Origin of the sequence: Brevibacterium sp. HMSC07C04, from assembly GCF_001815905.1 — a bacterium.
GTDB lineage: Bacteria > Actinomycetota > Actinomycetes > Actinomycetales > Brevibacteriaceae > Brevibacterium.
The window spans coordinates 3,300-22,092 of the sequence record NZ_KV823280.1 but is presented as its reverse complement, the minus strand read 5'-3'; the positions used below and the strand labels follow the sequence as shown (position 1 = coordinate 22,092).

The window sequence follows — 18,793 nt, the reverse complement described above, 5'->3', positions numbered from 1 at the left end:
CCGAGCCCAGCTGTCTGTACGGGTGCGGGTGCATGCAGGCCGCCGTTCTCACCGTCTCGGCGGGCGCTAGAATGACGAGCTGAAGCCTCCATAGCTCAATGGATAGAGCAACGGCCTTCTAATCCGTAGGTTGCAGGTTCGAGTCCTGCTGGGGGCGCTTCTTGGGCCCGGAGTCTCTGAACAAGCATCAGAGACTCCGGGCCTTTTGCATGCCGCACAATCGTCACACAGAATTCACACAGCTTTGTTCTGTGTGTCAACCGTCTGCGCCACGATGTTGCCACTACGGAAAGGCTTTGTATGTCGCAGACGATGAAACCCCAGCAGAACATCTCGGTGAAACCCGGCGGCCACGGCTTCTTAGGACCGGACCGCTGGTGGCATATTTCCTTCGGCGGCCTCATGACGATCGCGCTCGTCGTGTTCATGGTGTGGTCATTCGGCTACGTCGATGTCGGAGCGAACAAGGTGGTTTTGGTGCTGACGGTCCTCTTCGGACTGTTCATGGCCTTCAACATCGGCGGCAACGACGTCGCCAACTCCTTCGGAACGAGCGTCGGCGCCGGCACCCTGTCGATGAAGCAGGCGCTTGTCATCGCCGCCATCTTCGAAGTCAGCGGTGCTGTGCTGGCCGGTGGGGAAGTGACTGAGACCGTGCGGTCGGGCATCGTCGACCTCAATGCGATTGACCTTGAGCCCATGGACTTCGTGTTCATCATGATGTCGGCGCTGCTGGGTGCTGCCATCTGGCTGTTGGTGGCAACCCGCATGGGCTGGCCCGTATCGACAAGCCACTCGATCGTCGGCGGCATCGTCGGTGCAGCCTTGACCCTGGGCTTCACCACGGGCACCGGCGGTTTCGAAATGGTGCAGTGGGGCGAAATCGGCAAGATCGTCATGTCCTGGGTGCTCTCGCCGCTGCTTGGCGGAATCGTGGCCTGGGTGCTGTTCGGGCAGATCAAAAAGCACATCCTCGTCTACAACGAGGAAATGGATGTGAAGCTGCGCGAGCTCAAGCGTGAACGCGCTGAACTGCGCACTCAGCACAAGCAGGCGTTCGAACGTCTCGACGAACTGCAGCAGATCTCGTACACGAATGCCATGGCGCGCGACGCCTCGGTCTACCAGCGCGACGACTACGATCCGGAAGAGTTCGAATCGGAGTACTACCGTGACCTGCACCGCGTGGAAACCCGGGCGAAGGAAATCAACGCGCACCGCGCATTGGAAACATGGGTGCCTCTGCTGGCAGCCTTCGGTGCCGTGGTCATCGGCTCGATGATGCTGTTCAAGGGGCTGAAGAACCTCAACTTCGAACTGAGCTCGGTCGGCAACTTCCTCATCCTCGGCATGATCGCGGCAACCGTGTGGATGGCCGTCTTCATCTTCGCGCGCTCGCTGAAGAAGCGCGACCTGTCGCGCTCAACGTTCCTGCTGTTCAGCTGGATGCAGGTTTTCACGGCCGCCGCGTTCGCCTTCAGCCACGGCTCGAACGACATCGCCAACGCCGTCGGACCGTTCGCGGCGATTCTCGACGTGCTCAAGACCAATCAGATCAATGACGAGGCGGGGGTCCACCCGGCAGTTATGCTCACTGCCGGTGTCGCCCTGATCGCCGGTCTGTGGTTCATCGGCCGGTTCGTCATCCAGACAGTGGGCTCGGGTCTGACTGAGATGCACCCGGCGTCCGGCTTCGCCGCGGAGCTTTCGGCCGCCGGTGTCGTTATGTTGGCCTCGGTTCTCGGTCTGCCGGTGTCGTCGACGCACATCCTGATCGGCGCTGTTCTCGGTGTCGGCATCGTGAACAAGGCCGCCAACTGGAACCTCATGAAGCCGATTGCGCTGGCGTGGGTCATCACGGTGCCGGCGGCCGCGGTGATTGGTGCGATCGGAGTCTTGGGTCTTCGCGCCGTGTTCGGCGGCTGACAGCTGCTCCAAGGTCGATGGGGCAGATGTGAGCGGGGCGGTCGCCTGACCGCCCCGCTCTTTTGACTGTGCGACGCGCCTGCTGCAGCGGGCCAGTGTGAACGTTTCTGCCGTGTGAGATTCGCGGTCCTGCCAAGCGCAATGGCTGCCTCCAGCGCCGCAAAGCCCTAGAAAACAGGGGTTTTGGTGAGCAGACTTACCAAAGCTGTCCCGTTCTGTCGGCGCGGCGAGTGGAGACAAGCTGAAAATTTCGTCAAAGTGAATATGTGATTTCACAGCGAACGAACCTGCGTGCTAAGGCAGTGCCGATCCTATCGGACGCTGCGGCGCGAGTGCGAGCTGCCGATTTTCCCCTGCATACGCAGAGGGCAGAGGAGGGCGCCCGACTTCAACGTGCTCTCAGCACGCAGATCTCCGAGTATCTTCTGCCTCGTCTTCGTGACCCTGACGCGCCCCTGCTGGTCGTCGTCGGCGGATCCACCGGCTCTGGCAAGTCGACGCTCGTCAATTCGATTGTCGGCGAAGAGCTTACCGAATCCGGTGTCGTCAGGCCCACAACCGTTTGGCCGGTGCTCGTTCACCACCCGGAGGACCGGTCCTATTTCGCTTCAGACAGAATCCTTCCGCACCTTCAGCGCACCCGGGGCAATGATGAAGGATCCAAGAGTCAGCAGAAGCTTCGCCTTGTCGCCAGTACCGCCGTACCGCGGGGACTGGCGATTGTCGATTCTCCCGACATCGACTCCGTGCGCGATTCCAACCGCCGACTGTCCCGCCAGCTGCTGGCGGCTGCCGACCTGTGGCTGTTTGTCACAACTGCTGTTCGCTATTCCGACGCGGTCCCGTGGGATCTGCTGCACCAGGCTGACGAGCGCGGCACATCTGTTGCTGTCGTTTTGAACCGGGTTCCGCCTCAGGCCAACCGCGAAGTTCGCCATCATCTGTCCCGGCTGCTCGCCGAGGCGGGGCACGGTTCCGCTCCGATCTTCACTGTTCCAGAACTCCAGCTGGAAGACGACCTGATCCCCGAGACAGCCGTGTACCCGCTGAAGTCGTGGGTAGAGAACCTGGGACGGTCATCCCGTGCGCGCACCGCGGTGCTCGAGCGCACCCTCCGCGGCGCGCTGGCCTCCGTGCGCCCGCAGACAGAAGCCCTGGCTGACTTTGCGGAAGAACAGGTGGGTGCTTTCCGCGAACTGCAGGGGTCGGCCGAAGACAGTTTCGCTGCGGCAGGCAGAAACCTGGGTGAGGCTCTCGTCAATGACAAGGTGCTGCGCGGTGAAGTGCAGGCCCGGTGGCAGGACTTCGTCGGCACCGGGCAGTTCTTCCGCGGCCTTGAGCCCACGGTCAGCCGTCTGCGTGATCGCATCACATCGGCTGTCACCGGCCAGCGCGACAGCGCTGATCTGCTTATTCAGGCCATTCTGTCGTCGATTGTCGTTCTGGTGCGCGAACAGGCTGTTCGCGCGTCCGGTTCGATTGTCGAAATGTGGCAGGAGCTCCCACATGGCCGCCCGGTTGTTGAGCGTCACCCGCAGCTGGGCTCATTGCCCGCGGGCTTTGATCAGCTGTGCCAGCAGCGCGTGGCCGAGTGGGCGTCGAGTGTCGAGGACACCGTGCGCAGCGTCGGCCAGTCAAAAGTGGCAAAGGCTCGCATTATGTCCTTTGGCGTGGCAGGTGTTTCCGCCGTGTTGATGTACGCCGTCTGTGCCGGTGCAGGAGGAACGGGACCAGCCCACGCCGGCACCGGTGAGTCCGAAGATCGCCTCGCCGTGCACCGGCTGCTCAATACGATCTTCGGCCCGGAAGCCACTGAAGAGCTCGCCGCTGCCGCGCGCCGTCGCCTGCTCGATACAGGCATCAGCCTGCTGTCGCGGGCTCGCGAGCCCTTTGAAGACGCGCTTGCATCCGTTGCAGTCAGCGGAAGCCAAGCTGAAGACTTGCTCGCTACTGTTCGCCGACTGGAAGGCCTGACGTGAACCGCTCTGACGAACTGTCCAAGGGCATTCGCACTGCACTCGACCTCGAGGGCGGTGCGCTGTCTGCTTCGACCGCACAGGCTGCTGCCGAGGTGCTCCGCAGGGCAGACGGACGCCGTGGGCTCGGCAGCGAGCACACCGTGGTTGCCTTCGCGGGATCCACAGGGTCTGGCAAGTCCTCGCTGTTCAACGCGGTCTCCGGTCTGGAAATCGCCGAGGTGGCAGTGCGCAGGCCGACAACTTCCGAGCCGATCGCCTGTGTGTGGGGTGAGGGAGGCGACGATCTCCTCGACTGGCTGGAAGTCCCCGAATCCCGGCGCACCTGGCGTGAATCTGCCCTCGACGGTGATGACGAAGAGCCCCTGCGCGGACTGATTCTCATTGATCTGCCCGACCATGATTCGACCGCCTACGCCCACCGGGAAGTCTCCGATCGACTCATCGAAATGGTCGATGTTGTCTTCTGGGTGGTCGATCCGCAGAAGTACGCCGACTTCACGCTGCACAACCGCTACCTGGCGAAGATGTCGGCAGCTGCCGAAAGCACTGTTGTGGTGCTCAATCAGGTTGACCGTCTGGACGCCGAGCAGAAGAAGACGACCCTGGGCCACCTGCGCAGCCTTTTGGAAGCTGACGGCATGGAGAAGGCCGGAGTTGCAGCCGCCAGCGCTGTCACACGCGAAGGCGTACCGGAGATCCGCCGCGAGCTTGTGAAGATGATCAAAAGTCGCGAGGCCGGCCAGCTGCGCATTGAGCAGGAACTGGCAGATATCGCCGGCCGCATCCGCGCTGAACTGGGCCGACCGGTTGACGATCCCGAGAAGATTCCTCAGTCGGACATGCTCATCGGCGCTATGAACGAGGCCATCGGCACGTCCGCAATTGCGCAGACGGTGCACGATGACTACATTCGACGCGCATACGCCAAGACCGCCTATCCGCCTTTGGCTAAGGCCTCCCGCGGTAAGGCCGACCCACTGGGTGCTCGGCACGGGGGAGACCGGGAGGTTCTTCTGCGCGCCGCACAGCCCGAGCTGACCCAGCCGCAGACGGCGCGGATCAACCTGGCCGCCCACGAGGTCATCAGCGGCGCCACTCGCAGGCTGCCGACCGCGTGGAAACGCGCAGCGGCGGCTGCCGAAGACCAAAGCGCCGCACGCATCTCCGCAGACCTCGAGTCTGCTGTTTCAGAGGTTGAGATTGCGCATCGTCAGCCAGGTTGGTGGGGTGTCGCAGGCTTCTTCCAGTGGCTGTTCTTCATTCTGACGATCTTCGGAGTCATTACGACGGCCGCGGCTGCGGTGCTGGCCTTCTTCTTCCCGGAAATCCTGTCCAGCACTGTTCCGAATATGGACCTGAAGGTTTTGGGTCTTGTTGCTGCGGCCCCGCTGGTGATCGGCATCGTCGGCTCGCTCATTACCTCTATTCTGGCGGCCGGTGCCCGGCGCAAGGGTGCGGACGAAGCCCGAGCTCAGGTGGAAAGTGACATCGACCGGGCTGTTCAGTCGGCAGCCAAGGACAATGTGTTTGAACCTGTCACGCGGCTTCTGCGCAAACACAAGGAAACCTATGACGGACTGAGCTGACCCGCTGTGTTTTTGAGTGCTTTGCGCTGACTTGCGCTAGCGGCCCTGTGGAAGGCTTTCGGGCTGTCCACAGGGCCGTTTTCGATCTTCCGGTGAAGTCTCGTCGCCGATGACTATTGCTGTACCTCATCTGATTGAAAGGAACGGCAATGCAGCACTACACCTATCTTGTCGGCAATGTCGGCAGCGATATTCGTTCGGGAACTGCGTCGAACGGAAGTTCGTGGGCGAGCTTCCGCCTGGCAGTCAACGACGCCTACCGCACGGACGACGGCTCCTATGTCAATCGCCCAACTACTTGGTACGACGTCAAGGTCTGGCGCTCGTGGGCTCTCAATGTGGCGGGTTCTCTGCAGAAGGGCCAGCGGGTCATTGTGATCGGCAGAGTCTCCATGGAGCAGTGGGAAAACGAGAGCGGAAGTGGGGAGCGCCTGACGGTCAACGCGCACGCCGTCGGCCCGGACTTGGCTTTCGGCATGGCGGTGTTCCGCTCTACTTCTCTGACCGCCAAGGAACGCGAGAGAATGGACGAATTTGAACAGCAGCGCAGAGACAGCCCCTGGAGCAGAGTTGACGCTCCTGTTGCGGGAAGCTCCGAAAACACAGGCCAGCCGGATGAGACCGGGAACGACGACGGCGTCGAAGGGCTTGTCGGCGAACCCGAAATGGCTGCGGCGGGCGCTGCGAGCACAGGGGATGATGGCCCGCCATTCTGAGCTTTGTTTCCGGTTTCTGGGCTGGTCTGCCGGTGCGGGCGTCGGAAAGGTACTACAGTTGTCTTCTGTGAAACTCTTCGGCGCCCGCGGGGCAGTGGTGATCTCATCCAGCAGTCTGGCTGCTCTTGTGCTGTCCGGGTGTGGGCTTTTCGGTTCGGCATCAGAGCCTGAGGGCGGCCCTGCCGGCAAGCAGACGGCGGAAGTTGAAAAGGTTCTCAAAGTCATTGAGCCGCTGACTCAAAAAGACGGGATCCCCACGAGTGAAGAAACCCTCGCGGTTCTCCAAGACGGGGGATACAAGCCCGAGAACATCGCCGCGACCCTAGACGAATCCCCTTTGGGCCATGACGTCCCGTCGAAGGTGTTCGCCGTCAAGGTGAAGAAGGGCTGCGTCATCGGAGAAATCCGCAACGGCGGTGCGACAGCCGCACTGTACCCGCCCTTGAAGTCCAATAAGGACTGCCTGCTCGGCGAAGTCGACCGTCCAAAGGGCGTCAAGATGCCCGCGGGCGAAACGCGGGAAGAAGGAAGCGACGACAACGGTGCTGGCCACCTGCCCGGTGAAGATATGCACAAGCGCAAAGACAACTGATTGCGATACCTCGGATTAGCTGATCGAGGGCCCTGCCGATACCCTTATGTTCTATGGCAGAGTTCATTTACACCATGCACAAAGCGCGCAAGGCGCACGGTGACAAGGTTATTCTCGACGACGTTTCCATGTCTTTCTTTCCCGGAGCGAAGATCGGCATGGTCGGCCCCAACGGCGCCGGAAAATCAACCATCCTCAAGATCATGGCTGGCCTTGACCAGCCCTCGAACGGCGAAGCTCGTCTGTCGCCCGGCTACACGGTCGGCATTCTGCAGCAGGAACCGCCGTTGAACGAAGACAAGACCGTCCGCGAAAACGTCGAAGAAGCAGTCGGCGAAATCATGGGCAAAGTGGCTCGCTTCAACGCCATTTCCGAGGAAATGGCTCAGCCCGATGCAGATTTCGATGCGCTCATGGAAGAAATGGGCAAACTGCAAGAAGAGATCGACAACGCAGACGCCTGGGATCTCGACTCGCAGCTGGATCAGGCTATGGATGCGCTGCGCTGCCCACCCGGTGACGAACCTGTCACACACCTGTCCGGCGGTGAGCGTCGCCGTGTCGCGCTGTGCAAGCTCCTGCTGGAAAAACCGGATCTTCTGCTGCTTGACGAGCCGACCAACCACCTCGACGCGGAATCGGTGCTGTGGCTTGAGCAGCACCTGAGCACATATCCGGGCGCCGTCATTGCAATCACCCACGACCGCTACTTCCTGGATCACGTTGCGGAATGGATTGCCGAAGTCGACCGCGGACACCTCTACCCCTATGAGGGCAACTACTCGACGTACTTGGAGAAGAAGAAAGAGCGCCTGCAGGTTCAGGGCAAAAAAGACGCCAAACTGGCTAAGCGACTGGCCGACGAACTCGAGTGGGTGCGCTCAAATGCCAAGGGCCGTCAGTCCAAGTCGAAGGCACGCCTTGCCCGCTATGAAGAAATGGCGGCAGAAGCCGAAAAGACGCGCAAGCTGGATTTCGAAGAGATCCAGATTCCACCGGGCCCGCGTCTGGGAACAGTCGTGATCGAAGCGGAGAATCTGCAGAAGGGCTTCGACGGTCGCAAGCTGATCGACGGACTGTCTTTCTCGCTTCCGCCCAACGGCATTGTCGGTGTGATCGGCCCCAACGGCGTCGGCAAGTCCACACTGTTCAAGACAATCGTGGGCCTGGAAGAACTCGACGGCGGCACCCTCAAGATCGGTGAAACCGTCAAGATCTCGTATGTAGACCAGTCCCGCCAGGGCATCGACCCGGACAAGAGCCTGTGGGAAGTCGTTTCGGACGGGCTCGACTACATCCAGGTCGGTCAGGTTGAAATGCCGTCGCGCGCCTATGTTTCGGCATTCGGCTTCAAGGGCGCAGACCAGCAGAAGAAAGCCGGTGTGCTCTCCGGTGGTGAGCGCAACCGCCTCAACCTGGCACTGACGCTCAAACAGGGCGGAAATCTGCTGCTGCTTGACGAACCGACGAACGACCTCGACGTCGAAACCCTCGCTTCTTTGGAAAATGCGCTTCTCGAGTTCCCCGGCTGCGCAGTGGTCGTCACCCACGACCGCTGGTTCCTTGACCGTGTGGCCACGCACATCCTGGCGTGGGAGGGAACAGAAGAGAACCCGGCCAACTGGTACTGGTTCGAAGGCAACTTCGAGGGCTACGAAAAGAACAAGGTCGAACGACTCGGCGCAGAAGCGGCTCGCCCGCACCGCACCACGCACCGCAGGCTCACACGCGACTGACGCGCGACTGCAGCCTTCGGCTCAGTCAACAAGTATGTGGGGTGCCCGCCGTGTCTTCGGCGGGCACCCCACATGCTTTCAGCGCGTCAATCCTCTTTCAGCCGCACCATGCCCTGCTGGGCAACGGATGCGGCGAGTTCGCCGTGCTGGTTGTAGATACGGCCGATGCCCAGACCACGGCCGCCGTCCGAGGACGGCGAGGACATGTCGAACAGCAGCCAGCCGGTGACATCTACGTGCGAGTGCCACCACATGGCGTGATCGAGGCTGGCAATGCGAAGGCGGGGATCAGCCCACGTCAGGCCGTGCACGCGCAGAGCCGGTTCAAGCATGGCAAAGTCGCTTGCGTAGGCCAGGATCGCGGCTGTTGCCGCACGGCCCTGTACACCCGCGAAGGGTTCTTTCAGGCGGGCCCAGAAGCGGTTGATAGGTTCGGGCGAACCGACGAATCCCGCATGAATGTCCGGCGAAATGGGCCGAATGTCGAACGGGCGCTGCATGAGCCATTCCCGCATCCGCTCAGCGCGGGTGAAGCGGCTGATGTCGAGCTTTCCGAGGATGTCCTCCAGGCTTGGGAGAGCTTCGGGGTGGGGGAGTGCCTGGGGCATTGGTTCGCGGTGTTCAAGGCCGGGCTGAACTTTCTGGAATGACGCCAGGCCCGACAGAATCGGCATGCCCTTCTGGTATGCCTGTACGCGTCGAGCGGAGAAGGACCCGCCGTCGCGCAGATCTTCAACGCCGATCGTCGTCTCTTCACCAACGGCTCCGGCCCGCAGAAAGTACCCGTGGAAGGAGTGAATGGGGCGGTCCTCATCCACCGTGGCCGCCGCGGCGACAACACACTGGGCGAGGACCTGTCCGCCGAAGAGCCTGCCGTCCGGTTTGGGCTGATTCCACACGCGGAATCCGAATTCTTCGCCGCCGGAGGGAGGCTCGCTGAGCTTTTCAAGCCCGAGGACCTTCTCGAGGACGTTCTTTTCGCTGGTGTCGGCCATGCTGCTCCTTTGTACGTGTCTTGGGTCAGGATACGCCGAGCAGGCCCGTTCTGGCTTGCAGCTGACGCGAAGCGAGTGTGCTCATGGGAAGATGGCACCATGACCGAACTTCGCAATCCGCTGATCGACGGGCCCTTCACTCGAACTCTCATTGAGCTGCGCTGGGGCGATATGGACGCCTATGGCCACGTCAACAACGTGACCCAGCTGAAGCTGCTCGAAGAGGCGCGCGTCAAGGCCTTCGGCTCTCCGACCGCGGCGCGTGACGTCTCGCCCGGTCTGCTGCCCGGCGGTGAGCGCACGGACGCTTTCGGCCTTGTCATGCCCCCGGTTTTTCGCGAAGCTTCCGCTGACGTGCAGATCCTTGTGTCCGGCCACGCGATTGAGTACCGCGATCCGATCCCGTACCGCGACGGTCCGATCGCGATCGACGTGTGCATTGTCAGAATCACCCCGGTGATCATCAAGGTCGGCTATGTGATCCTCGAGCCGGATGGTTCGAAGGTCTATTCCGTCGCCGAATCCGATCTTGTCTTCGTCGACGCGGAAACCGGGCGTGCACGCCGCCTGCGTGATGACGAGCAGGCGGCATTTGCCGACTGTGCCACAGGCCCGCTTCCGCTCAAGCGGAGGTGACCGTGGACCAGCCGGCGTTTGAACTGCAGTCGAAAGCCGATGCCGCTGACCTGCGGCAGTTCACGGCGCGGATGCAGCGCGTTGATTCCGGAGCTGCACTGCGGCTGACGGGCGTGGGTGACGTTCTTGTCGTATCGGGCGCTCCTCTCTATCCCAAGGGCCTCGGTGATGAACTTCCGCTGGTGATTGCGATGCGTGCTCTGCGGCTGCGCTCTGGCTCAGCCGACGGGATCGATGCGGTTGTTCCGGCTTCCGGGCTGACCGACCGCTTTGCGCGCATGGAGCGCACCGGGGGGTTGGATATCGGTGTTCCCCCTGCCGAGGTGAGGATGCCGTGGGCAGCCGTGACTCCGCCTCGTGCGGGGTGGAGGGAGGCCGCACAGCTGTCGGTGGAGAAGCTGCGAGAAGCTGCCGCTTGGGGGGTTGCCGCTGTTGCCGAAGCCTCTCCGTCTGGTGCGGGAGCGCTGGCGGTGGACAAAGTGCGCCGTACGGTGTGGTCGCGGCCCCTGCCTGATTGTGAGATTGCGCCGCTGGGGGCGGCCTTCGGCATGGACGCGGCTGGGTTTGACGTGGGGGAGACCGCGACGGTCTATCGCGCAGGTCCGTGGCTGCGTTTCGCTACGCCTGCCGGGTTCATCATCACCCGCTCAAATGAGATCTGCTGAGGCTGTCTCGGCAAAGTTCGGTACGGCTGTGTGAGCTTCTTCCACGCAGCCGGTGGTGTCAGAGCAGACGGCGGCTGGGATCGATCCGGTGTTCGTCTGAGTCTTCGTCCGGCGTGTTGAGCATAGCGGTCGCGGCTCGCTGGAAGTAGTCCCACATGAGGCTGTCGTACATGGGCGGCAGGTTCAGCTGATCGAGGGCGCGGCGCATGTGTCCCAGCCAGTGGTCGCGTGATTTGGGTGTGACCGGAAAAGGTGCGTGGCGCATCCGCAGGCGCGGGTGGCCGCGTTCTTTCTGATAGGTGGTGGGGCCGCCGAAATACTGTTCGAGGAACGTCTGCAGCCGATGTTTAGCCCCCTCGAGTTCGCGGCCCTCCGGATACATGGCGATGAGGTACTCATCCTGTGCAACGCCCTCGTAGAAAGCGTCAACCAGGGTGGTGAAAGCGTCGTGTCCGCCCACCATGTCGAAAACACTTGCGGGGCGTTCATAGCCGTTTGTCATGCCGTCATTGTCTCCTATGCGCTCAAGCGGCCGGGCAGACTGTCGACTTCAGTTCGACGATGCGTGCGATCCGTCGTCGGCGTCTGCGCCGGTCGTGGCGGGCGGAGACTGGCTCGCGGTCTGCTGGATGACCATCTGATCGGGCAGGGCGATCGCAACCCCCGCTTTGTCGAACTCCACCTTGAGGCAGGAGCGGAATGCCCGCGCAATCGCCCACTGTTCGTTGGGGTTGGTTTTGATGAACACGCGGATTGTCGTGGATGAGCCGGTCAGCTCCTGAATGCCGATGATCTCGGGGTCTTCCATGATGACGGCGGCGCGGTTTGGATCGCTCATGAGCTCGGCAATGGCCGCTGTGATGATGTCGGTGGCGGTGGCCTGGTCGATGTCGACGGGTACGGGCACGTCGACAACAGCCCTCGACCATCCCTGCGACTGATTGCCCACCCTCATGATTTCTCCGTTGGGCACGTGCCACAGGGTGCCTTCGACGTCGCGAATGCGGGTGGTGCGCAGTCCGACTTCTTCGACCGTGCCGATTGCCTCGCCGAGGTCCACCGTGTCGCCGATGCCGTACTGGTCTTCAACCACGATGAAGAAGCCCGACAGATAGTCGCGCACGAGTGACTGGGCCCCGAAGCCCAGTGCGATGCCGGCAACACCTGCTGAAGCCAGGATGGGTGCGGGGTTGATGCCGACCTCCTGCAAAATCATGAGGCCCGCAATTGCGACCACGATGATCGTTGCGAATGATGACAGCAAAGAGCCGACGGTGCTGGCCCGCTGTGCCCGCCGTGCCCGCGTAACGGCATCGGACCTTTCTCCCTCGTCATACAGTCGGCGTTTGTTTGCCGCCGTGGTGCCGTCGGCGATCTTGCCGGCAAACTTGCTGATCATGCGGCGCAGAATCAGGGCTGTGATAACCGCGAAGACCACGATGATCGCAATGTGCAGGGGAGTGCCCAGAAGAGCTGTCCACCATGCGGGGTCTGAAGCAGTTTCAGCGATTTCGCCGATCTTGTCGGTCGGGGCCGGCGACGGCGTTGGACGAGCAGATGTCAATAGAGTCATACACGGCTCAGTGTAGAGAGTCAACCTCAGAGGGAGCACAACGAATGCTGGCCGCAGCCTTGACGTGGGCTATGGCTGCTCGCTGCGACGCTGCACAGCCAGCGCGCGGCGAGCACGGTCGAGGTTTTCCACCATGGTCCGGCGCAGTCCGCGGTTGGCGTCCGGGTGTTGTTCAAGCCACTGTTCTGCTGTGGTGACAACAGCTTCTGAAGCAGGTGGGAAAAGCCACAGCGTGAGTGTCTGCGCAATCTCCAGGGTATGGGTGTCCCACCAGGCCTCAGCACGGGAGAAGTACTCGGCGGCGAAGTCTTCAAGCGGTGCTTCGGCACTGACAAGCGAACCGTCAGACTGCTGCAGCCCGGCAGCAAAACCGCGAGCGGTGGCTGAGATGACGGCGTTGGGCAGGCTGCTGTCATCCATCAGCGCAGTGAAGGCCGCAGACTTCGCAGCCGGTGTCGGCACCGCTGCTCGTGCTCGGGCGGCACTGCACCGGCCGCGTGCGGTGTTGTCCAGCTGCAGCGTGTCCTCGATGTCGGCCTCGCTGACACAGTTGTGACGGGCAAGCGCTGTGAGCATTTCCCAGCGCAGATCGTCATCGAGCTTCTGGCCTTCCGGCAGCTGGTGTGAACCCCTGAACATCTGCGACAGAAGCTGCAGCTGCTCAGCTGACTGGGCAAAAGTGACGAAGCCGCGGAGAAACTGGAACTGCTGATCGCTTCCCTCCGGCGCCGAACCGGCAGCATGCCACAGCGCCTGGGCGGTGCGTGCGGCAACAGCGTCCCTCTGCGCTGGGGGAGTGTACACAAACACGGCTGTTGCCAGCTGGCGCAGATGGGTCTGCAGACCCGTTGAATGCACAAGATGCTCAAGATTGTCACTGACCAGCGAAATGTAGTCGGCTACCGGGATTTCAGCATCGCGGGCCATGTCCCACACGGAGCCCAGCACGACAAGCTGCGTGAGAGAGTCATCCAGATCCCCGAAGTGTGCCCGAACAGTCTTAAGGCCCCGTTCGTCGAGGCGAACCTTTGCGTAGGTCAGGTCCCCGTCATTGACGACGATGAGGTCGGGCACCGTGGTATCGGGGTCGATCGGCACCGGGGCCGCCTCGCCTTCCAGGTCGATTTCGTGAAGCGCAGTTCGCCGCAGCCGGCCCTCGACAATCGAGTACAGACCAACCCCAAGCCGGTGCGGACGGAGGCTCGGCACCTCGTGACCGGGCAGCACACACGGCTGCTGAACCACGGTGAGCTCGGTCAGCACCCCGCTTTCCACCTCGGACTGGGGGCGGAGGATATTGACGCCGCTTTCCTGGATCCACAGCCGAGTCCAACGCTCCAGATCCCTGCCCGAAGCAGCTTCGAGTTCTGCCAGAAGATCGGCCAGGCGCGTGTTCGCCCAGGCGTGCTTATCAAAATAGGACTTCACACCGCGGAAGAAGTTCTCACGGCCGACATAGGCCACCAGCTGTTTGAGAACCGACGCGCCCTTGGCGTAGGTGATGCCATCGAAGTTCGTCTCAATGTCCACAAGATCGCCCATGCCGGCGGCAATCGGGTGAGTGCTCGGCAGCTGATCCTGAGCGTAGGCCCACGACTTCTCAGAAGCCGCGAACGTCGCCCACGCCTCCGAAAAATCAGTGACCTCAGCCGTGGCCAGCGTCGACATGAACTCAGCAAAGGACTCATTGAGCCACAGGTCGTCCCACCACTTCATGGTGACCAGATCGCCGAACCACATGTGGGCCAGTTCGTGCAGAATCGTGACCGCACGGCGCTCCACGTAAGCCTCGGTGGGCCGGGAGCGGAAAACATAGTCTTCAACGATCGTGACCGCACCGGCATTCTCCATGGCACCGGCATTGAACTCCGGAACAAAAAGCTGGTCGTACTTCGCAAAGGGATACGGGGTGCCGAAAAGCTCCTCGAAAAAGGCAAAGCCCCGCTTGGTGATGTCGAAGATGTTCTCCGGGTCGAGAAACTCAAAAAGCGAAGCGCGAGCGTACACACCCAGCGGCACCGTCGAACCGTCGGAGCTTACAAGCTCATCGTGGACGCTGCGGTAGGGGCCGGCAATGATGGCGGTGATGTAGCTGGAAATGCGCGGGGTCGCTGCAAACCGCCATGACCGCAGCCCCTGCGGGTCAAGGCCGAGAGCCTCGGCATCGTCACCGCAGTCAGCGGGCACAGGAGCAGGGGAGTTCGACACCACCTGCCAGTGCTCGGGGGCAACCACCGTGAACGAGAACTCTGCTTTAAGGTCCGGCTGTTCGAAAACCGCGAAGACGCGGCGCGCATCCGGAACCTCGAACTGGGTGTAGAGATACACCTCGTCATCAACCGGGTCAATGAATCTGTGCAGACCTTCGCCGGTGTTCATATAGAAGAACTCAGCATCGACTGTAAGCACATTGTCTTCGGCCAGATCTTCCAGAAGAATGCGACCGGGACGGCACACTTCGTCAGGATCGACGGTACGGCCGTTGAGGGTGATTGAGTGGACAGACTCGACAACCGCGTCAATGAACGTGCGCGCACCCGCCCGAGCTGAGAAGCGCGCCGTCGTCACCGACCGGAACGTGCGGCCACTGCCAGCAAGGCCCAGAAGAACCTCGTAGGAACTTACGCTCACGATCTCAGCGCGTTCAGCGGTTTCAGCCTCGGTCAGGTTGTACTGTGCCACTCCAGGTCCTCTTCCAGTAGTCGAACTGAGTCCATACTTAGTTGAGCAGAGCTCATTCTTCCACGCGGTGGTGACAGCCGCTGAAACCTGCCAGGCCCTGAAAAAAACAGGCCTGAAATCGGTAGGCTGGGCCCATGCGAATTCATTTGGGAACCGACCACGCCGGCTACGAGTTCAAAGAAACCCTGAAAACACACCTGCAGGCCCGAGGTCATGACGTTATCGACCACGGAGCCCTGGATTACGACGCACAGGATGACTACCCCCAGTTCTGCATTGACGCAGCCACTGGCGTGGTCGATGACCGCCGCGACGGAGCAGATTCCCTCGGCGTTGTCATCGGCGGTTCCGGCAATGGCGAGCAGATTGCAGCAAACAAGGTGCCAGGTGCTCGCTGCGCTTTGGCGTGGAACGAAGAGATCGCGCGTCTGGCCCGCCAGCACAACGATGCATGGCTCGTCTCGATCGGCGCTCGCCAGCACTTGGAAGACCAGGCGCTCGCCATTGTCGACGCGTTCATCGACGAACCCTTCTCTGAGGACGAACGGCACGTGCGCCGGATCGGCATCATCTCCGACTATGACAGCCGCCGCTGAGACTGCGAAAACCGGCTCTGCGCCGCAGAAGCGCCGAGGGCCCGAACCGACTTGAGTCGGTTCGGGCCCTGTCCGCTGTCGGGATGACAGGATTTGAACCTGCGACCCTCTGCTCCCAAAGCAGATGCGCTACCAAGCTGCGCCACATCCCGGACTGCTTCATACTAGCCCTTCGCCGCCCGAAAGGCACTTCGGTCCTTGCGCATGTCGAAATGTCTTGTCGATTTTGCAGATCCGACCTCTGTGCTTTAAAGTAGAGGAGCGCTCGACGCGGGGATGTAGCTCAATGGTAGAGCCTCAGTCTTCCAAACTGATGGTGCGGGTTCGATTCCCGTCATCCCCTCCATTCGTAACTTCGGGGCACCACTCATTCGGTGCCCCGAAATTTTTGCCTTGGGTGGGTCACGCGGCAGGCGGGTTAAGGGTCAAAAAGTGTGTCTGGCTCGGCGTGTCGTGGGGGTTAGATTTGGCCTTTTTGGATGCCGATTGAGTGGGTGTAGTTGGTGTCGATAGCGTTGTCGTAGAGGGCTGGTCGTCCTGTTTGGTGTTCGGCTTGGTTCTCGTTGTGGGTCAGGGTTGTTACTTTGGCGAGTTGGTCCTGGCCCCAGTTGGACTGCCTGGTGATTCGTATTGGGTCGTCAGGCAGTTCTGTTTGTAAGTAGAGCCACCAATCCAGCATGCGGCGTTGGCGCTCTCCGGATCTTCCGCGGTGTGTGCGGGCGAGTAGTTTGAGTTGGGCGTTGATGCCGCCTTCAAGGCTGTTGGTGGTGGATTTGATCCGGTTAGGGTCAAGGACTGCTTGAGGTAGACAAACAGCAGGTTAGACCGCCAGAGGTGGTTGAGGCTGTTGTAGGCCTTGCGCACGTTGTGGTGTGTCCACATGTGAGTCCATGCACCAGTTTTGGGGTCTTTGACCGTGGTTTTCTCGTTCATCCAGGCTTGGTAGATGGTGAAGAATTCATGTAGTTGCGCGCCCCACTGTGCTGCTTCATCCAGGGTGGTGATCCGGGTCAGTTTCAGCGCAAGCTGGTAGATCGTGCGCCCGGCATCTGTGCGCGGGCGTGAGGTGGTGTAGCGCCGCACGACTCGTTGGGCGTGGACGAGGCAGCGTTGGATTCTCGTGGTCGGCCAGCACTTCTTGATCGCGCTAAAAGCTCCTTGGCTGCCGTCGATCACGGCGATGAGTGGCGCTTCGATTCGTTCGAGCAGGCGTTGGTAGTCGTGGGTGGTTTCATGTCTGCATCGGTGCCACGCGATGACGTGGTCGATGGTGGCAGCGATGATTAAACAGCCCCCGGCGGTGTAGGAGCCATCTAGAAACACCTGGTCATAGACTCGCTTGTCATGGCCAACGGTGGGGTCAGGCACGTCAACGAGCCAGCACCACTTGAAGCGTCGCTTCATAGTGGCGTGGCTGACGCCGTTGCGTTTTGCGAGGACTTCCAGTGAGGTTGCGGTGGTGCAATGCTCGATGAACTGAGCAAACACCGCAGTGCTGGTGATGTCGCCGCGGTGCTTCACGCTGGATGCGCCGCATTGTTTGCATCGTCATCTCGTGGTGCCTTTGCTGGTGGTGCCGTTGCGTTTCATTTCACCGCCGCAGTAGCAGCGTGGTTGATTCTTTGGCAATGCGCCACCACACCACGCGGTACATAGCACATCGCGGTAGCCACTCCGTGGATTTCGCGGCTGGAAGCCAGATATATGCTCCCTGAGCATATATTTTCCTGAAACCGCGAGGTTGCGCCCCGGAAATCAGCAATTCCGGACACACTTTTTGACCCTTAACCCGTGAAAAATTCCACATATGACCATTTGGCGACCTGGGGGGGAACGGGGAAACGCCCCTTCTTCGATGCGTACATTTTCACGGCCCGCGGCAACACGAGGGCCTCGCTGCTCGCGCGGTGCCGTTCCGTTTGGAGGCGCCCCGGTCACATCTCCGGCACTGCCCACGCAGTCACCGCTTGTACCTGCCTGTTGATTACCGCATCGGGCACGTGCTTGAGGATCCAGTTTCGCGCGGCCGTCACCCGGTCGCCGCCGGTATGTAATGCCCGTCCGATCAGCCGGGATTGGCGAGCAACCTGTTGGCTGCGGCGGCGCCGGTGTGTGTCGTAGGCAGAAAAGTCCGTACTGCCTGCGCGCAGCAGCCGGGCGAGGACTGCAGCGTCTTCCAGACCCTGACACGCGCCCTGCCCGAGGTTTGGCGTCATGGCGTGCGCCGCATCCCCAACCAGCACGACCTTGTCGCTGTGGTAGCTCGCGAGCGGTTTCGCCAACTCGTGGATGGGAAGGTACTGCACTGAGTGCTCCGGGGTGGCGCGCAGCAGTTTGGGGATGGGGTCGTGCCACTGCGCGAAGGTCGCGTGTAGCTGGTGGAGCGCTTGGGTTCCAGGCTGGGCTTCTGGTGCGGAGGTGACGGCGAACCAGTAGGTGTGGCCGTCGTGAAGCGGGACAGCCCCGAAGCGGGCACGAGTACCCCAGGTCTCGAACCCGGCATCAAGCGGTACCCCTTCGGTGATTGCGCGCCACGTGTTGTAGCCTGCGTAGGTCATGCCGGGATCGTCGAAGCAGGTGGCGCGTACCGCGCTGCGGATCCCGTCCGCGCCCACCACAACGTCGAAGCACTCTTCGCGGCCGTCGGCAAAGGTGACCGCGCCGGTGCTGGCGTCGACGCCCACAGCCGCAGCGGACGTGTGGACGCGCGAGCTTGGGAGGCCGACGAGGAGGAGCGAGTGGAGCGTGGTGCGGTCGAGCGCGAGCGAGGCGTGCGTGATTTCCGGGGAGATGCGCGTAAGCCAGTCTCCCTGCGGATTCCGGATCCCGCCTTGTAGCGGTGCTTGTTGCAGCTGCAGCGCGCGGAAGTCTGCGCCTATACCTAGGGCGTCGAGGACGGCGAGCCCGTTCGGCGCAAGCGTGATGCCGGCGCCGCCGCTGCGGATCTGCGCATGCTCTTCGTAAACCTGCACGTCTATGCCGCTGCGGTGCAGCGCCGCCCCCAGCGTGAGACCGGAGATGCCAGCGCCGATGATGCCTATCCTCATGGGCTACGAGCCTAGTGGGGGTTAAGGGTCAAAAGTGTGTCTGGCTCGGCGTGTCGTGGGGGTT

14 protein-coding genes, 3 tRNA genes and 1 pseudogene are annotated in these 18,793 nt (G+C 61.7%); 11 read left to right on the top strand and 7 right to left on the bottom strand.

Going from position 1 to position 18,793, the window contains the following annotated elements:
- Positions 1 to 84 precede the first annotated feature (84 nt).
- The 7 genes from HMPREF3162_RS09265 to ettA all read left to right on the top strand — a co-directional run bounded on the left by HMPREF3162_RS09265 (position 85) and on the right by ettA (position 8,535).
- Positions 85 to 157 (top strand) — tRNA-Arg (locus tag HMPREF3162_RS09265).
- Between the two features lie 143 nt (positions 158 to 300).
- The gene (locus HMPREF3162_RS09260; RefSeq protein WP_218079179.1) at positions 301 to 1,926 is read left to right on the top strand and encodes an inorganic phosphate transporter; all 1,626 of its coding nucleotides are present in this window, start codon (positions 301 to 303) and stop codon (positions 1,924 to 1,926) included.
- A gap of 266 nt (positions 1,927 to 2,192) precedes the next feature.
- On the top strand, positions 2,193 to 3,905 hold the full coding sequence (locus HMPREF3162_RS09255) for a GTPase domain-containing protein (protein ID WP_070777662.1): 1,713 nt from the start codon (positions 2,193 to 2,195) through the stop codon (positions 3,903 to 3,905).
- Complete coding sequence (locus HMPREF3162_RS09250; RefSeq protein ID WP_070777661.1) at positions 3,902 to 5,491, top strand: GTPase; 1,590 nt, start codon at positions 3,902 to 3,904, stop codon at positions 5,489 to 5,491. Before HMPREF3162_RS09255 ends, HMPREF3162_RS09250 begins: the two co-directional genes overlap by 4 nt.
- A 149-nt stretch (positions 5,492 to 5,640) precedes the next feature.
- Positions 5,641 to 6,207, top strand: a complete 567-nt coding sequence (ssb, locus tag HMPREF3162_RS09245) for a single-stranded DNA-binding protein (protein WP_070777660.1) — start codon at positions 5,641 to 5,643, stop codon at positions 6,205 to 6,207.
- 67 nt (positions 6,208 to 6,274) lie between these two features.
- The gene (locus HMPREF3162_RS09240) at positions 6,275 to 6,799 is read left to right on the top strand and encodes a DUF6993 domain-containing protein (RefSeq protein ID WP_070777659.1); all 525 of its coding nucleotides are present in this window, start codon (positions 6,275 to 6,277) and stop codon (positions 6,797 to 6,799) included.
- Positions 6,800 to 6,852: 53 nt separating this feature from the next.
- Positions 6,853 to 8,535 (top strand): energy-dependent translational throttle protein EttA, encoded by a 1,683-nt coding sequence (gene ettA, locus HMPREF3162_RS09235; RefSeq protein ID WP_070573801.1) that lies wholly within the window; start codon positions 6,853 to 6,855, stop codon positions 8,533 to 8,535.
- 86 nt (positions 8,536 to 8,621) lie between these two features.
- On the opposite strand, the gene HMPREF3162_RS09230 is transcribed toward ettA, so the two are convergent.
- On the bottom strand, positions 8,622 to 9,530 hold the full coding sequence (locus tag HMPREF3162_RS09230) for an acyl-CoA thioesterase (RefSeq protein WP_070777658.1): 909 nt from the start codon (positions 9,528 to 9,530) through the stop codon (positions 8,622 to 8,624).
- 99 nt (positions 9,531 to 9,629) lie between these two features.
- Here HMPREF3162_RS09230 and HMPREF3162_RS09225 point away from each other — a divergent pair, with 99 nt between their 5' ends.
- Together HMPREF3162_RS09225 and HMPREF3162_RS09220 are read left to right on the top strand one after the other, a co-directional pair.
- Positions 9,630 to 10,166, top strand: coding sequence for an acyl-CoA thioesterase (locus HMPREF3162_RS09225; protein WP_070573797.1), 537 nt, complete (start codon positions 9,630 to 9,632; stop codon positions 10,164 to 10,166).
- Positions 10,167 to 10,168: 2 nt separating this feature from the next.
- On the top strand, positions 10,169 to 10,831 hold the full coding sequence (locus HMPREF3162_RS09220) for a DUF8185 domain-containing protein (protein ID WP_083318973.1): 663 nt from the start codon (positions 10,169 to 10,171) through the stop codon (positions 10,829 to 10,831).
- 58 nt (positions 10,832 to 10,889) lie between these two features.
- Here HMPREF3162_RS09220 and HMPREF3162_RS09215 read toward each other — a convergent pair whose 3' ends face one another.
- The 3 genes from HMPREF3162_RS09215 to pepN form a co-directional block, all read right to left on the bottom strand.
- Positions 10,890 to 11,333, bottom strand: coding sequence for a globin (locus HMPREF3162_RS09215; RefSeq protein WP_070777657.1), 444 nt, complete (start codon positions 11,331 to 11,333; stop codon positions 10,890 to 10,892).
- A gap of 48 nt (positions 11,334 to 11,381) precedes the next feature.
- The gene (locus HMPREF3162_RS09210) at positions 11,382 to 12,404 is read right to left on the bottom strand and encodes a mechanosensitive ion channel family protein (RefSeq protein WP_070777656.1); all 1,023 of its coding nucleotides are present in this window, start codon (positions 12,402 to 12,404) and stop codon (positions 11,382 to 11,384) included.
- Positions 12,405 to 12,473: 69 nt separating this feature from the next.
- A complete protein-coding gene (pepN, locus tag HMPREF3162_RS09205) occupies positions 12,474 to 15,086 on the bottom strand; it encodes an aminopeptidase N (protein WP_070573791.1) in 2,613 nt (870 codons plus the stop codon).
- Positions 15,087 to 15,220: 134 nt separating this feature from the next.
- Here pepN and HMPREF3162_RS09200 point away from each other — a divergent pair, with 134 nt between their 5' ends.
- A complete protein-coding gene (locus HMPREF3162_RS09200) occupies positions 15,221 to 15,682 on the top strand; it encodes a ribose-5-phosphate isomerase (protein WP_070573789.1) in 462 nt (153 codons plus the stop codon).
- A 78-nt stretch (positions 15,683 to 15,760) separates the two neighbouring features.
- Here HMPREF3162_RS09200 and HMPREF3162_RS09195 read toward each other — a convergent pair.
- Positions 15,761 to 15,834: transfer RNA gene (locus tag HMPREF3162_RS09195), tRNA-Pro, on the bottom strand.
- 120 nt (positions 15,835 to 15,954) lie between these two features.
- On the opposite strand from HMPREF3162_RS09195, the gene HMPREF3162_RS09190 reads away from it, so the two are divergent.
- A tRNA-Gly gene (locus tag HMPREF3162_RS09190) sits at positions 15,955 to 16,028 on the top strand.
- 114 nt (positions 16,029 to 16,142) lie between these two features.
- Here the strand turns inward: HMPREF3162_RS09190 and HMPREF3162_RS09185 are convergent.
- Positions 16,143 to 17,311 (bottom strand): annotated as a pseudogene (locus HMPREF3162_RS09185) (IS1249 family transposase).
- 305 nt (positions 17,312 to 17,616) lie between these two features.
- Positions 17,617 to 18,729, bottom strand: coding sequence for an FAD-dependent monooxygenase (locus HMPREF3162_RS09180; RefSeq protein WP_070777655.1), 1,113 nt, complete (start codon positions 18,727 to 18,729; stop codon positions 17,617 to 17,619).
- Between the last annotated feature and the right edge of the window lie 64 nt (positions 18,730 to 18,793).